This window comes from Nocardioides luteus (genome assembly GCF_014648595.1).
In the GTDB taxonomy this organism is placed as follows: Bacteria; Actinomycetota; Actinomycetes; order Propionibacteriales; family Nocardioidaceae; genus Nocardioides; species Nocardioides luteus.
Genome location: NZ_BMRK01000025.1, coordinates 44378 through 57828 on the forward strand (window position 1 = coordinate 44378; position 13451 = coordinate 57828).

Genomic DNA, 13451 nt, shown 5'->3' on the forward strand with positions numbered 1-13451 from the left:
GTGATCCCCGGACTAGGCGAAGGGGTTGGTCTCTCCGAAGGCCAGGCGGGCGAAGCGGGTGGCGATCAGGTCGTGGGTGGCGGCGTCGGGGTGGAGGTTGTCGGGCAGGGGGCGGGCGGTGGCGTCGGCGGGGCCGTAGAGGTCCAGGCCGTCCAGGTGGTGGAGGTGGGGATCGGTTGGCTGGCGGGTGGCGACGATCGAGGCGAGCTGGTCGCGGATCACCTTCAGGCTGAGCTTGCCGCCGGCGACCTCGGCGGGGTCACCGGTGGCGATGAAGCGGACCTCGCCGGCCGCGAGGGCCTCCGGGTCGAAGGCGCCGGGGCCGGGGGTGTCCTCATGGATCGCGCAGTGGATCGGGCCGACGACGAGGAGCGGCTTGTCGGGGTGGCCGTCGCGGATCGTGTCGAGGAACCCGTGGACCGCGTGGCCGAAGGCGCGCTGGCGCATCAGGTCGGCGTTGACGATGTTGATGCCGATCTTGACGCTGAGGATGTCGGCGTCGGTGTCGCGCATCGCGCGGGCGACGTACGGGTCGAGCAGGGCGCTGCCGGAGAAGCCGAGGTTGACCAGCTCGACGTCACCCTTCGCCGCGGCCAGCGCGGTCCAGGTGGTGCTGGGGCTGGCGGCGTTGGAGCCCTGGCTGATCGAGCTGCCGTGGTGGAGCCACACCCGCCGCTCTCCCATCGCGACCGGCTCGATCGGCCCGTCGGTGCGCAGCGCGACCAGCTCGACGCGCTCGTAGTGCGGCAGCCACAGCTCGACGCGCTTGTCGCGGGCGGGCAGGTCGGCGAAGCGTACGGTGCCGACCGGACCGGGCTCGAGCTCGCTCTGCCCGGTGGCGAGGTCGGCGCGCAGCACGTCGCCGCCGGTGGTGGCCGCCTGGCCGACGAGCTCGCCGTCGACCAGCAGGTCCACCATCCCGTCGGGCCGGTCGGGCACCCCGACGATGACGCTGCGGGTGCGGATCAGGTCGAGCTCGACCACTGTCGCGGGCGTGCGGAAGACCAGGCGTACGCCCGAGGGCTGTGCCTCGACGGAGAGCAGCTGCGGGTCGGTGCACTGTGCGCGAGCCGCCGGAGCCAGCCGGTGCGGGAGCCAGCCCCGCTCCGTGGGCGCCACCTCGGCGGCACCGTGGATGAGCCCCGGGTCGAGCCGATGGTCCCACATCACATTCGCACCTCTCTCTCGGCAAAGACATGCAAGCACGACACTGGGAAGGATCGGCGCCCCGGGATCGTTGAACCCGTCGTGAAGCTCTCGATGCTGGACCGGTCCCGGACCCGGGTGGGGTACGCGGAGGGCGCTGCGCTGACCCACACGATCGAGCGGGCGGTGGCCGCCGAGCGGCTCGGCTACCACCGGTTCTGGGTCGCCGAGCACCATGCCGTGCCGGGGATCGCCTCGGGCGCACCGCCTGTGCTGATCGGCGCGCTCGGCGCCCACACCTCCACCATCCGGCTCGGCTCGGGCGGCGTGATGCTGCCCCACCACCAGCCGCTGGTCGTGGCCGAGCAGTTCCTCATGCTCGACGCGCTCTACCCCGGCCGCATCGACCTCGGCCTGGGCCGCACCCTCGGCTTCACAGCGCCCGTACGCCGCGCGCTGCGCCAGGACGTCGACGACCCGGACACCTTCGCCGAGGACATCGTCGAGCTCCGCGCCTACCTCGACCGCACCGCGCCCGTCACCGCCCGCCCGGCGGCCACGGGGACAATTCCCATGTTCGTGCTCGCGACCGGACGCGGCGTCGCGCTGGCCGCCGAGCTCGGGCTGCCGGTCGTCGTCGGCGGTCCGGTGCTGGACAGCCCGCGGCTGGACGAGGTGCTCGGGGCGTACCGTCAGGACTTCCGACCGTCGACCCGAGCCGAAGCACCCTCGGTCGCGATCTCGGCCGACATCCTCGTCGCGGACACCGACGCCGAGGCCGCCGACCTCGCGCTCCCCGAAGCCTGGGCGATGGCCCGGTCTCGGCAGACCGGCGAGTTCGGCCCGCTGGAGCCGGTCGCCGCCATCCGCGACCAGACCTGGACCAACCAGCTCCGTGAGCGGGTCGAGGCGCACCTCGCGCGCACCACCGCCGGCTCCCCCCAGACGGTGCGGCGCCGCCTCGACGAGCTGGCCGAACGCACTGGCGCCGACGAGCTCATCGCCTTCACCTCGACCTACGACCGCGACGCCCAGCTCGCCTCCGACGCGGCGCTGGCCGAGATCATGACCGGGGTTTCCGACCCGGAGCTAGTGGTCAGCGTGTGGGCCGCGTCCAGCAGCAGGCGGCCGAGCTCCTGCTGGCGCGGGGGCGCGAGTCGGGCCTCGATGCCGGTGAGGCTGAGCGCTCCGTAGGGCTGGCCGTGGGCGTCGAAGACCGCGGCGCCGAGACCCCAGCTGCCGACGACGATCAGCCCCGGGTTGACCGCGAAGCCGAGCTCGCGGGTGGCGGCGACGCGCTCGCGCAGAGCATCAGCGGAGTGGTCCGAACCGTAGGCGGGGACCAGGTCGGTGCGGGCCAGGTAGGCCTCGCGGCGCGACTCCGGCAGGAACGCCAGGATCGCCAGGCCGGCCGAGGCGACGCCGAGCGGGAACCGGATGCCCTCGTGGAGCACGTGCGAGCGGATCGGGAAGGAGCCGTCCTCGCGCAGCACGCAGACGGTCTCGTCTCCGCGGCGGATCGAGAAGAAGGCGCTCTCCCCCGTCTCCCGGGCCAGACGCAGCACCGCCGAGCGAGCGGCCGGGGTGATGTCGTGGCGGGTCGTGGCGGCGGCGCCGAGCAGGAAGCACTCCGGGCCCAGGTGCCAGGCGCCGGTGGTGTTGTCGCGCTCGACCAGCCCCTCCTCCTGGAGCGTGCTGAGCAGCCGGTGGGCGGTGGGCCGCGGGATGGACGCGGTCGTGGCGAGGTGGGTGGTGGTGGCGCCCTCCGGCTCGCGTGCGGCGAGCAGCCGCAGCAGGTGGGCGCTGCGGCGGATCACGCTGGGCTGACCAGTGGGCTGGTGCGCCTCGGGAGCAGATGCCATGAGACGTACGATATGCGACGTCCGCTGAGTGGACGCCGATGTCTCAGCGAGGTCGATCAACGAAAGATCCAGCGTGAACTCGCGCTCATCTATTGACCGATCGACCGTCCGATCCTTGACTAGAGCCCATGGACAAGGTCATCTCCTCAGCCGCCGAGGCGGTCGCGGACATCCCGAACGGAGCGACCCTCACGGTCGGCGGCTTCGGGCTGTGCGGCATCCCTTCGGTGCTCATCAATGCTCTGCTCGAGGCCGGTACGACCGACCTCGAGGTGGTCTCCAACAACGCCGGTGTCGACGACTGGGGCCTGGGCCTGCTGCTCGGCGCCGGCCGCCTGCGCCGGGTCGTCGCCTCGTACGTCGGTGAGAACAAGGAGTTCGCGCGGCAGTACCTCTCCGGTGACCTCGAGGTCGAGCTGAACCCGCAGGGCACGCTCGCCGAGCGGATGCGCGCGGGCGGCTCCGGCATCGCCGCGTTCTACACCCGCACCGGCGTCGGCACGCAGGTCGCGCAGGGCGGGCTGCCGTGGAAGTACGACGACGCCGGCAACGTCATCAAGACTTCCCCCGAGAAGCCGGTGATGACCTTCGAGACGCCGGAGGGTGAGCGCGAGTTCGTGCTCGAGGAGGCCATCGTCTCCGACTTCGGCATCGTCCGCGCGTGGAAGGGCGACCGCCACGGCAACCTCGTCTTCAAGGACTCCGCGCGCAACTTCAACCCGCTCGCCGCGATGGCCGGCCGGATCACGGTCGCCGAGGTCGAGGAGCTCGTCGAGCCCGGCGAGCTCGAGCCCAACGACATCCACCTTCCGGGCGTCTACGTGCACCGGGTGGTGCCGTTGACCCCGGAGCAGGCCGCCGAGAAGCGGATCGAGAAGAGGACGGTGCGCTGACATGCCGTGGACACGTGAAGAGATGGCCGCCCGCGCCGCAGCGGAGCTGCACGACGGCGACTACGTCAACCTCGGCATCGGGCTCCCGACGCTGGTACCCAACTACGTCCCCGACGACGTCGAGCTGGTGCTGCAGAGCGAGAACGGCATCCTCGGCACCGGCGCCTACCCCACCGAGGACGCGGTCGACCCCGACCTGATCAACGCGGGCAAGGAGACGGTGACCGTACGCAAGGGCGCGAGCTTCTTCGACTCCGCGATGAGCTTCGGGATGATCCGCTCCGGCAAGATCGATGCCGCGATCCTGGGCGCCATGCAGGTCTCCGCCGCCGGCGACCTGGCCAACTGGATGATCCCCGGCAAGATGGTCAAGGGCATGGGCGGCGCGATGGACCTCGTCCACGGCGCGAAGAAGGTCGTCGTGCTGATGGAGCACGTCGCCCGCGACGGCTCCTACAAGATCGTGGAGGAGTGCTCGCTGCCCTACACCGGCCTCGGCGTGGTGCAGCGCATCATCACCGACCTGTGCGTCCTCGACGTCACCCCCGAGGGCCTGCGCCTGGTCGAGCTCGCGCCGGGCGTCACCGAGGCTGAGGTCGCGGAGAAGACCGAGCCGAGGGTGATCACCTGACCCACCACCGACACGTCGATCTTTGACCGCGAGAGGTCGATCTTTGACGTCGAGGCGTCACGTACGCCGTCCGAGTGGTCACTTCGGTGGCGCCTCGGACGGCGTGAGTGACGTCTCGGCGTCGATTTCTGACGTCTCGGCGTCAGGTTCTGACTTCTCGGCGGGTCTGCTTGAATGTGCGGTGTGGATTTGAGGGTGGTGCGGCCGACACGTGGGAGCGTGTGGCTGGCCCTGCTCGCGGCGGTGGAGATCACCACCGGCGCCAGCCTCGCCCACCTCGCCGGCGGCGGAATGCTGCCGGACGCGTTGTGGCTGGTCACGACCGGATTCGCGGCCTTCGGTGCCGGCGTCGTGGTCCTGCAGCGACGGGTCGGGATCGGCCTGGGCGCGGCCCTCGCCGGAGCGGCACAGCTGGGGATGCACGAGGCCTTCGAGGCGTACGCAGCACCGGCCGCCCACGCCCACGGCAGCAGCGGCGGCGACTCCTCGATGCTCGTCGCGCACGCGGCCGCCGCGGTGCTCACCGTCGCGGTCTGGCTGCTGCACCGCCGTGCCTGGCAGGTCATCTCGCGCACGCTGCCCACGCCGCGGATCGCGATCGCCCTGCGGCTCCTCGTCAACGCTCAGCCGGTGGTGCCGCACACCGGCCTGTGGACCTACGTCGCTGCCGGCCGGGGGCCGCCGGTCCTCGCCTGAGGACCCGACCCCGACAACCGGGCAGCGCTCGAGCGTTGCCCGCCAGCAGACAACTCCACAGAAAGCATCGACCATGTCTCGACGTACTCTCGCGCGCATCGGCGCGCCCGCCGCCGCTGCCGCGGCGGTCACCCTCCTCGTCGCCGCCCCCGCCTCCGCACACGTCACGGTCACCCCGACCGAGACGGCCGCGGGTGCGTACTCCGTGCTGACCTTCAGCGTCGGTCACGGCTGCGAGGGCTCCCCGACGAAGAAGGTCACCATCCAGGTGCCGGAGGGGATCAACACGGTCACCCCGACGCGCCAGCCGTTCTACGACGTCGAGGTCACCAAGGAGAAGCTCGACGAGCCGATCAAGGACGCCCACGGCAACGAGCTGACCGAGCGCGACGCCACCGTCGTCTACACCGCGAAGACCCCGCTGCCCGACGGCCAGCGCGACGCCTTCGAGGTCTCCCTGCAGCTGCCGGAGGAGGAGGGCACCCTCGCCTTCCCGACCATCCAGACCTGCGAGAAGGGCGAGACCGCCTGGATCGAGGAGACCCCCGAGGGTGCCAGCGAGGAGCCGGAGAGCCCTGCTCCGGCCTTCGAGGTCACGGCCGCCGAGGGTGGTGACGGGCACGGCGCTTCGGCAAGCTCCGACGAGAAGGCCGAGCCCGCCGCCGCGCAGAGCGAGAAGAGCGACGGCGACAACCTGTGGGGCGGCGTCGGTGCCGGCGCCGGGATCCTCGGTCTGATCGCGGGCTCCACCGCTCTCGCGCTGGGGCGTCGCAAGGCGTGAGTGTCTCCCTGACGCGCCGGCCCTGTCTCTTCGGTCTCGACAGGCTCGACCTCCGGTGGGGCGGGGGGCCGGGCCGGCGCGCCCTGGGGCGGCTGCTGGTGGTGCTCGCCGCCGCTGCGTACGCCGTCCTGCTCAGCGTCTCCCCCGCGCAGGCGCACGCCTCGCTGATCGGCACGAACCCCGAGGAGGGGGCGGTGCTGGACGCGGCGCCGGAGACGATCACCTTCACCTTCGACGAGGCCGTGACCCTGCCGCCGGCGGGCGTGACGGTCTACGACGCCAAGGGCGAGGAGGTGACTTCGGAGGCGACCGCGAGCGGCACCGAGATGAAGGTCGAGCTCGCCGAGGCGAGCAGCCTCGGCGACGGCACCTACGTCGTCGCCTGGCGCGCCGTCTCCGCCGACGGCCACCCGATCTCCGGCTCGCTGACCTTCGCGGTCGGCGCGCCGAGCCTCAGCGTCGCCCCGCCACCCTCCGCCGAGCCGTCGAAGGCGACGGCGGCGATCCACGGGGTGCTGCAGTTCATCCAGTACGCAGCGCTGCTGCTGGTCGTGGGCCTGGTCTGGTTCCGCGCGCTGATCGTCGGTGAGCACCGGGTGCCCGACCGTGCCACCACGCGGGTCCAGAAGCTCCAGATCCTCGCGGGCATGGTCGCGGTGCTCGCGCTGGTGTTCCTGGCCCCGGCCAGCGGCGCGCTGCAGAGCGAGAGCGGGCCCGGCGCGATCTTCACCTACGACGCCTGGTCGCCGGCCTCGGTCGGCAAGGAGTGGCTCAGCGCACTGGTGGGCATCATCGGCATCGCGGCCGCGCTCGCGCTGCGCGAACGGCCCCGACTGGCCGCGCTCGCGGCGCTGGTGGCGATCGTCTCCCCGGCGCTGGTCGGCCACTCCCGCGCGGTCGTGCCGGCCTGGCTGGTCACGGCCACCGACATCATCCACCTCGTCGCCGGCGCACTCTGGCTCGGCGGCCTGGTCGGGCTCGCTCTGACCCTGCCGCTGATCACCCGGCGGGGCACGGTCGCAGCCGAGATCGTCACCCGCTTCTCCACGCTCGCCGCCGCCTCGCTGGCCGCTCTCGCGCTCTCCGGCGTGCTCATGGGCTGGCGGATCCTCGAGTCGTGGACCAACCTGCTCAACAGCACGTACGGGACCCTGCTGATGACCAAGGTGGCGCTGGTCGTCGCGGTCTCGGTGATGGCAGCCGGCAACCGGCTGCTGGTCCTCCCCCGCGTCCGGCAGGCGGCCGGCCACGACGACACCGTCGCGGCCGGCTCGATGCTGCGCCGGGCGGTGCTGATGGAGATCGGCGTGCTGGTCGTGGTCCTCGGCGTCACGGGCTTCCTGGTCGACCGACCGCCGCAGGCAGAGGTCCCCTCCGCCGGGGGCGGCACCGCTGCGGTGGCGCAGACCGGCACCCAGGCCGCCGAACTGGGCGACGACCACCGGGTCTACGCGACCCTGACGCCAGGGACGCCCGGGCCGAACGTGCTGCGGCTGCAGATCCAGGACGCCACCGGTGAGCCGGTCGAGGCCGCCGCGCTGCCGACCGCCAAGCTCCGCTCGGGTGACGTCGACCTCGGCAGCCTGCGGCTGACCTCTGTCGGCGCCGGCACCTGGGAGAGCGACGTCGTCCTGCCGACGGGCGGCACCTGGGAGGCGACCGTCGGGCTGCGGCTGGGCGAGTTCGAGAGCCCGCTGGGGGTGCTGAAGTTCTCCGTTCGGTGAGGCTCAGACGGTGAGGCTCAGACGGTGAGGCTCAGACGGTGACGGGGAGCCGCAGCGTGTGGATCATCCCGTCGACGCGTACCTGCACGAAGAAGACGTAGTCACCCGCCTTCGGCGGCTTCACGTGGATGCCGAGGCGGGTGCCGTCGGGTCCGTTCTCGGGGCCGCCGAGGGGGTGCAGGTGGATGACCTCGCCGGTCTCGCGGCTGAAGGCGGTCACGTGCGCGTACGTGCCGAGGTAGGTGCCGAGGTTGACCGGCTTGCCGGCCGGGTCGGAGACGAGCACGCCGACCTCCTGGTCCTTCCCGGGCTTCGGGGTCTCCTCCAGTGCGGCGACCACCGTGCCGTCGTCGGAGCCGGGCACCTCCACCTCGGTCGGCCCCGCGACCGCCGCGCTCGCGCCGAGCATCGCCTGCTCACCCTTGCCGTCGGGGGTCTTCGCCGCGAACTCGACGACGACCCGGTAGGTGCCGCCGGCCGGGAGCGTCACCTCACCGGACCAGGCACCGGCATCGCCCTGCGACGGGTGCAGGTGGCGGAAGACCTCGAGGTCGTCGCGTACGACGTAGAGGTGGAGGTCCTTGGTCTGCTCCTCGATGTAGTCGCCGACCGGCTCGCCGTCCTTGGTGATCGTGAAGCTCACCGTGCCCGGCTCACCCGCCTTCGCGGGCAGGCGTACGTCGCCGATCTCGTAGCCGCCTGCTGTCGCGGAGGTGCCGTTCGCCCCCTTGATCGCGGTCACCACCGTCGCCGCGCTCGGCGCGGAGGAGGGGTCGGCTGCCTCGGGCTCGCCACCGCAGGCGATCAGGGTGACCGCAAGGCCGAGGGACATCACGACGGCAACGATTCCGGCACGCACGGGGTAAAGGGTGACACATGCGTGGGTCTCGACAAGCTCGACCTCCTCGACCGGGGCGTTCGTGAGACAGGGGATTGCGGTCGGCTTCGGTGCGACCGATACCCTTCTTCTCGAGGGGAGTACCTCGCCAAGCTCGTTCCGGTCAGTACGTCGGTGCCGACACCGTCCCGGGACGACGCCCCGATCAGGGGTGAGGGAGACCTCAGACGTCATCGACACGCCTGAGGACCCTGCATGCTGCATACCATCGCCACGCCCACCCTGTGGGCGGTCACCATCGCTGCCGTCGTGGTGCTGATCGCGCTCGACTTCCTGCTCACCCGACGCCCGCACGAAGTCTCCATGAAGGAGGCGCTGGGCTGGTCGGCCTTCTACATCGCGCTGCCGCTCGCCTTCGGTGTGTGGGTCTGGAGCGCCCACGGCAGCCAGACCGGCTTCGAGTACTACACCGGCTACATCGTCGAGAAGTCGCTCAGTGTCGACAACCTGTTCGTCTTCATGCTGCTGCTCGCCGCCTTCGCGGTGCCGCGCCACCTGCAGCAGAAGGTGCTGCTCTTCGGCATCGTCGGAGCGCTGGTGCTGCGCGGCATCTTCATCGCGCTCGGCGCCGCCGCGCTGTCCCGGTGGGACGTCGTCTTCCTGATCTTCGGAGCGATCCTGCTGGCCACCGCCGTGAAGCTCTTCGTCGAGGCGCTGCAGGGCCACGACCAGGAGGTCGACCCCGAGGAGATGCTGGCCGTACGTCTCGGCCGCAAGATCGGCCTCAAGCCGATGGCCATCGTGGTGCTCGCCATCTTCGCCACCGACATCATCTTCGCCGTCGACTCGGTGCCCGCGGTCTACGGCATCACCGGCGACCCCTATCTCGTCTTCGCCACCAACGCCTTCGCGCTGCTCGGCCTGCGCGCCCTCTACTTCGTGCTCGAGGGCGCCCTGTCCAAGCTGGTCCACCTCTCCTACGGTCTGGCCGCGATCCTCGCCTTCATCGGCGTCAAGCTCGGCCTCCACTGGGCCCACGGCCACTGGGCCGGCGTCCCCGTCGTGCCCACCTGGCTCTCGCTGGTGATCATCGTCGGCATCCTCGCCGTCACCGTCACCACCAGCCTGATCGCCTCGTCGCGGTCGGAGCGCGAGGAGGTCCTGGAGAGCTCGGACGCCTAGACGGCTGTGTTGGTCTCGAGCCGGGCTCGCTCGTCCCTCACGAGCCCGGCTCGACCGACGGGGCTCCTCCCCGTCGGTCGAGCCGCGGGCCCCACGTCGCTCGAGCCGCCGGAGCCGCTAGGCGGAGGCGTGTCGAGACCAACACATCGGCCTTCCCGCGTCAGTCCAGCGCAAGCCCCTCCGCAGGACTCACCTTGACCGCCCGCTTGGACGGCGCCACGCAAGAGATGAGCCCGGCCAGGCCTGCCACGAGGACCACCGCGACCAGCTGGAGCACCGGCATGTCGAACCGCGCGTCGTCTCCGGCGACGACGCCGTCGAGCAGGACCTCGCTGCCTCGCCAGGCGATGAAGACACCCAGGACGGTGCCGACCACGGCGGCCACCGCGGAGAGCAGCACGGCCTCGGCGGCGAGCGTGCGCCGCAGCTGACGGCGAGTCAGACCGAGCGCCCTCAGCAGCGCGTGCTCGCGACCACGCTCGAGCACCGAGAGGCCGAGGGTGTTGGCGATGCCAGCCAGCGCGATCAGCACCGAGATGGCCAGCAGACCCACGACCGCCCAGGTCATCACGTCGAGCTGGAGCTCCACCCACGCGCGGTCGGCCTTGCCGTTGGCGAGGTCGGCGTCCGGGAGAATCGCGCTCAGCGAGCCGCCCAGCTCCTCGGCATCGGCACTGCGCGCGGCACGGACCCAGATGGCGTACGTCTTGGGGTTCTGGGTCAGCTCGGCCAGCGTCTCCGCCGAGACCCGAGCCGCCCCGTCGATGGCGTCGACCTTCACCTCGAGCGTCGTGGTCCGACCGTCGAGCGCGAGCTTCACCTGGTCGCCGTCGAAGAGCTCGTCGGCGGCCTCGTAGGGCAGCACGATCGTGCCCTCGTCGACGCTGATCTCCTTCAGCGGTACGTCGCTGACCGGCGGGGCGACCACCGGCAGCGGCAGCGGGGCGCTCTCTCCCTTGCCGACGGGCTCGATCGTCGCGACCGCACCCGGCACCTCGACCGCGTCGTCGACCCCGCCGACCTTCTCGACCCGGCCGAGAGCGTCGGCGGCTATCGGCTCCGTGCCCGACTGCAGGACCATGTCGATCGGGTGCTGAGCGGCCATCTCGTCCGAGAGCGCACCACGGATGGTGTTCATCCCGGTGAGCACACCGGTCGTCAGCGTGACGCCGACGAGCAGAGATGCCGCGGTCGCCGCGGTGCGCTTCGGGTTGCGACCGGCGTTGGCCGAGGCCAGCTTGGCCGGCGTGCCGGAGACCACAGCGAGCGCGTGACCGGCCAGGTGGACCAGCGCCGGCACCAGCACGGGCCCGAGCAGCATCACTCCGACGAAGGCGACGGAACCGCCCAGCAGCACGGTCATCAGGCCGGCGAACGGGTCGTTCACGGACACCGCGAAGAACATCATCGCGACACCGGCCAGCACGATTCCCAGGCCGAGGGCGATCCGGAGCCTGCCGGCCCCACGGACCTCGAAACCCTCCTGCGGGCGGAGCGCGGCGAGCGGGCTCAGTCGCATCAGGCGACGGGTGGGTAGCCAGGAGGCGACCAGGGTGGTCAGCACACCCATCGCGCCTGCACCGACGAGCCACGGCCATTCGTAGGAGACGTCGCCGAGCGGCGCGTTCTCGGCGAGCGCCCTGACGACCGCGACGATTCCCCACCCGAGGAGTGCGCCGATGACGAGCCCCAGGAGCGTGGCGAGGACGCCGAGGACGAGTGCCTCGCGGCGTACCGAACGGAGCACCTGCCGCTTCGTCGCCCCCATCGCCCGCAGCAACGCGAAGTCACGCATCCGCTGGGCGAACAGGATAGTGAAGGTGTTGGTGATGACCAGCACCGAGACGAACAGCGCGATGGCAGCGAAGATCAGCACCATGTAGGCGACGACGTCGATCTCGTTGTTGAGCCGCTTCTGCAGGGTGTCGACGAGCTCGCCGGAAGCGACCCAGTCGTCGTCGGCGGAGCCGGTCGCAGCGGTGAGCAGCATCGGGACGTAGCTGTCGCTCCACTCCTGCATCTGTGGCCAGGTCACGTAGAGGTTCGAGGACCACATGTTCGGTGCGTCGACCAGGCCGACCACGGTCACCTCGGCCACGTTCGCCCCGCTGCCGACGCGAATCGTGTCGCCGACGGCCACGTCGTGGGTCTTCGCCGCGGCGGCGTTCGCCACCGCCTCGCCCGAGGCGGTCGGGAAGCGGCCGGCCTCGAGGGTCTGCCACTGCCAGCGGCTCTCGGTGGAGACCGTGCCGATGGGGACCCGGTCACCGAGCTGCTTCTTCTCGGTGCGTACGGCCTGGTAGCTCGTGCCCATGGGCCAGCCGCCCTGGTCGACGTACTTCTCGATGGCCTCGTCAGCGGGGAACTCGACGCCGCCGACCGCGTTCTGGAACGGGGCGTCAAGGCCGGCCTGGAGACCGGACTTGGTGGCCGAGGTGAGCGCATTGGTCACCACGATCAGGGCGACCGCGGCGACGACCGCGACCACTGCTGCCGCATAGCGGCGGGCGTAGGTCCGCAACGATGCGAACAACACCGTCCGCATCAGCGCGTCACCCCTTCGATGTGCCCGTCCTTGACGGTCACGATCTCGTCGGCGTACGCAGCGGCGGAGTCCTCGTGGGTCACCATCACCACGGTCTGGCCGAGCTCGCGGACGCTGCGGCGGAGGTGGTCGAGCACCTCGGCCGAGGTCTCGGAGTCGAGGTTGCCGGTGGGCTCGTCGGCGAAGAGGATCGCGGGCTGGGTGACCAGCGCACGGGCGATCGCCACCCGCTGCTGCTGGCCGCCGGAGAGCTCGGAGGGCTTGTGGCCCAGGCGCTTCCCGATGCCGAGGGTGTCCGCGATCATCTGCGCGCGGGCACGGGTCTCATCGGTCACCCGCTTGCCCGCGAGCTCCAGCGGAAGCTGGATGTTCTGGCCGGCAGTCAGCATCGGCAGCAGGTTGAAGGCCTGGAAGACGAACCCGACGTTCTCCCGCCGGAATACGGTCAGCTTGTCATCATCGAGATTCTCGAGCGGCTGCCCCGCCACCATCACCTGCCCGCTCGTAGGCCGGTCGAGCCCGGCCAGGCAGTGCATCAGCGTCGACTTGCCCGAACCGCTCGGGCCCATGATGGCGGTGAACGCCCCGCGCCGGATCTCCAGATCCACCCCGCGCAACGCATGCACCTCAGTCGCACCCTTGCCATAAGTCTTCGTCAGGCCCACCGCTCGGGCGGCCGCCGTCATCGTGGGAACAGAGGTCTGTGTCATGCCCCGAAGCCTCTCGTCGCCCGCCGTCATCCCGCATCGGGCTCAGGGCTGATCCGCGTGTACGACCTGGGGTGGATGAATGGGGACGATCTCAGGGGAATCCCTGACCCAGCTGCCCGTTGGGTCCTCCGGTGGTCGAGCTTGTCGAGACCACCCCACCCGCAACACCAGCCCCCGGCGGTGTTCACCGGAGGTCGAGCCTGTCGAGACCTCCCTGCCGGAAACGTATCGCCGAGGCTGGTCTGGGCCGCCGACCCTTTCCTGAGGGTCTTCTCGACCTGCCCCGGAGTCAAGGACGGCCTACGGCCGCCGGCTTCGCCGGCCGCTTCGCGGTCCTGGACACCGGAACAGGTCGAGAAAAAACATGGCTGGCTATCGGGGCGGCGGCCCAAGCGTGGCGCGGAGTCATGGCTCCACCGGTGGTCGAGCTTGTCGAGACCACC

General features: G+C 71.1%; 11 protein-coding genes and 1 pseudogene. 7 read left to right on the forward strand and 5 right to left on the reverse strand.

The window, feature by feature from the left end:
• Positions 1 to 12: 12 nt before the first annotated feature.
• A complete protein-coding gene (locus IEY81_RS21655) occupies positions 13 to 1167 on the reverse strand; it encodes an SGNH/GDSL hydrolase family protein (protein WP_189120583.1) in 1155 nt (384 codons plus the stop codon).
• A gap of 93 nt (positions 1168 to 1260) precedes the next feature.
• Here IEY81_RS21655 and IEY81_RS21660 point away from each other — a divergent pair.
• Positions 1261 to 2148: pseudogene (locus IEY81_RS21660) on the forward strand (LLM class flavin-dependent oxidoreductase); the annotation flags it as partial.
• A gap of 14 nt (positions 2149 to 2162) precedes the next feature.
• Here IEY81_RS21660 and IEY81_RS21665 read toward each other — a convergent pair.
• A complete protein-coding gene (locus IEY81_RS21665) occupies positions 2163 to 3008 on the reverse strand; it encodes an IclR family transcriptional regulator (protein ID WP_189120570.1) in 846 nt (281 codons plus the stop codon).
• Positions 3009 to 3136: 128 nt separating this feature from the next.
• Between IEY81_RS21665 and IEY81_RS21670 the strand changes: the two genes are divergently transcribed.
• From IEY81_RS21670 to IEY81_RS21690, 5 genes are all read left to right on the forward strand, one after another.
• Positions 3137 to 3901 carry a CoA transferase subunit A gene (locus IEY81_RS21670; RefSeq protein WP_189120571.1) on the forward strand — a complete coding sequence of 255 codons (765 nt, stop codon included), beginning with the start codon at positions 3137 to 3139 and terminating at the stop codon, positions 3899 to 3901.
• Position 3902: 1 nt separating this feature from the next.
• Positions 3903 to 4532, forward strand: a complete 630-nt coding sequence (locus tag IEY81_RS21675) for a 3-oxoacid CoA-transferase subunit B (RefSeq protein WP_189120572.1) — start codon at positions 3903 to 3905, stop codon at positions 4530 to 4532.
• 198 nt (positions 4533 to 4730) lie between these two features.
• A complete protein-coding gene (locus IEY81_RS21680) occupies positions 4731 to 5228 on the forward strand; it encodes a cell division protein FtsQ (protein WP_229788070.1) in 498 nt (165 codons plus the stop codon).
• A 73-nt stretch (positions 5229 to 5301) separates the two neighbouring features.
• The gene (locus IEY81_RS21685; protein WP_189120574.1) at positions 5302 to 6009 is read left to right on the forward strand and encodes a YcnI family copper-binding membrane protein; all 708 of its coding nucleotides are present in this window, start codon (positions 5302 to 5304) and stop codon (positions 6007 to 6009) included.
• The gene (locus IEY81_RS21690; protein ID WP_189120575.1) at positions 6006 to 7733 is read left to right on the forward strand and encodes a copper resistance CopC/CopD family protein; all 1728 of its coding nucleotides are present in this window, start codon (positions 6006 to 6008) and stop codon (positions 7731 to 7733) included. Before IEY81_RS21685 ends, IEY81_RS21690 begins: the two co-directional genes overlap by 4 nt.
• 31 nt (positions 7734 to 7764) lie before the next feature.
• On the opposite strand, the gene IEY81_RS21695 is transcribed toward IEY81_RS21690, so the two are convergent.
• Entirely contained in the window at positions 7765 to 8592 is an 828-nt protein-coding gene (locus IEY81_RS21695) for a DUF8832 domain-containing protein (protein WP_189120576.1), read from the reverse strand.
• Positions 8593 to 8826: 234 nt separating this feature from the next.
• Between IEY81_RS21695 and IEY81_RS21700 the strand changes: the two genes are divergently transcribed.
• On the forward strand, positions 8827 to 9753 hold the full coding sequence (locus IEY81_RS21700; protein WP_189120577.1) for a TerC family protein: 927 nt from the start codon (positions 8827 to 8829) through the stop codon (positions 9751 to 9753).
• 160 nt (positions 9754 to 9913) lie between these two features.
• Here IEY81_RS21700 and IEY81_RS21705 read toward each other — a convergent pair whose 3' ends face one another.
• Both IEY81_RS21705 and IEY81_RS21710 read right to left on the reverse strand, forming a co-directional pair.
• Positions 9914 to 12298 (reverse strand): ABC transporter permease, encoded by a 2385-nt coding sequence (locus IEY81_RS21705; RefSeq protein WP_189120578.1) that lies wholly within the window; start codon positions 12296 to 12298, stop codon positions 9914 to 9916.
• The gene (locus tag IEY81_RS21710; protein WP_189120579.1) at positions 12298 to 13008 is read right to left on the reverse strand and encodes an ABC transporter ATP-binding protein; all 711 of its coding nucleotides are present in this window, start codon (positions 13006 to 13008) and stop codon (positions 12298 to 12300) included. The genes IEY81_RS21705 and IEY81_RS21710 overlap by 1 nt, the downstream gene beginning before the upstream one ends.
• Between the last annotated feature and the right edge of the window lie 443 nt (positions 13009 to 13451).

Excerpts from the sequence above, each read along its gene's own strand:
- IEY81_RS21655 (WP_189120583.1), bottom strand. The coding sequence starts at position 1,167 with ATGTGGGACCATCGGCTCGACCCGGGGCTCATCCACGGTGCCGCCGAG.
- IEY81_RS21665 (WP_189120570.1), bottom strand. The coding sequence starts at position 3,008 with ATGGCATCTGCTCCCGAGGCGCACCAGCCCACTGGTCAGCCCAGCGTG.
- IEY81_RS21670 (WP_189120571.1), top strand. The coding sequence starts at position 3,137 with ATGGACAAGGTCATCTCCTCAGCCGCCGAGGCGGTCGCGGACATCCCG.
- IEY81_RS21675 (WP_189120572.1), top strand. The coding sequence starts at position 3,903 with ATGCCGTGGACACGTGAAGAGATGGCCGCCCGCGCCGCAGCGGAGCTG.
- IEY81_RS21685 (WP_189120574.1), top strand. The coding sequence starts at position 5,302 with ATGTCTCGACGTACTCTCGCGCGCATCGGCGCGCCCGCCGCCGCTGCC.
- IEY81_RS21700 (WP_189120577.1), top strand. The coding sequence starts at position 8,827 with ATGCTGCATACCATCGCCACGCCCACCCTGTGGGCGGTCACCATCGCT.
- IEY81_RS21705 (WP_189120578.1), bottom strand. The coding sequence starts at position 12,298 with ATGCGGACGGTGTTGTTCGCATCGTTGCGGACCTACGCCCGCCGCTAT.
- IEY81_RS21710 (WP_189120579.1), bottom strand. The coding sequence starts at position 13,008 with ATGACACAGACCTCTGTTCCCACGATGACGGCGGCCGCCCGAGCGGTG.